The following is an 842-nucleotide window of genomic DNA, read 5'->3' on the forward strand; positions in this document are numbered from 1 at the left end:
ATGAAGGAAACCGAGAAGATCGAGATCATGCATTTCGACCAGGAGGGCTATCTCGAGGACGGCAAGGCGCTCTACGAGACCGGCAAGAAGATGACCGCGCTCGCCGACAAGGTCGCCGACGAGGGCTACGACGCCGTGTTCCTGATGGGCGTCGGCGGCACCTGGGACGAGCTCATGCAGCTCGAGTACCTCATGAACAAGTTCGGCGACCGCGACCTCGAGGTCTACCTGATCCACGCCGCCGAATGGAACGTCATGGGCCACAAGCGCATGACCGAGAAGTCCGTCGTGCTCACCGCCTCCGAGTCCGGAACCACCCCCGAGGTCCTCGAGGCCGTCAAGAAGATGAAGGACATGGGCATTCGCGTCTACGCCATGACCAAGCCCGAGGGCCCCATCGGCCAGGCTGTGGGCGCCGAGAACTGCGTCGCCATGGCTTCTGACCATGGTTCGGGCGGCTGCGAGAAGGGCTACTACCTCGCCGACTGCTTCGGCCTGCGCCTGCTCAACCGCCGCGGCTGCTTCCCCAAGTTCGACCTGTTTATCGAGCAGACCAAGGACATCTGGAAGGACATGCTCGATATCCGCAAGCGCTTCGAGCCGCGCGCCGAGGAGCTCGCAAAGAAGTACGCCCTGGCCCCCTACACCATGTTCATCGGCTCCGGCGCCCTGTGGGGCGAGACGATCCTGTTCTCGATGTGCATCCTGGAGGAGATGCAGTGGAAGCGCACCCGCTACATCACCTCGGCCGACTTCTTCCACGGCACCCTCGAGCTCGTGGAGCCCGGCGTCCCCGTGTTCCTGTTCATGGGTGAGGACGAGAACCGCAAGCTCGACGAGCG

At 63.3% G+C, this 842-nt stretch carries 1 protein-coding gene; it reads left to right on the forward strand.

The window, feature by feature from the left end; all coding sequences use genetic code 11:
* Nucleotides 1-842: SIS domain-containing protein (locus DXB98_RS10050; protein WP_117744016.1), on the forward strand; the 842-nt coding region annotated here is incomplete at both ends.

Source organism: Collinsella sp. OM07-12 (assembly GCF_003438275.1).
In the GTDB taxonomy this organism is placed as follows: domain Bacteria; phylum Actinomycetota; class Coriobacteriia; order Coriobacteriales; family Coriobacteriaceae; genus Collinsella.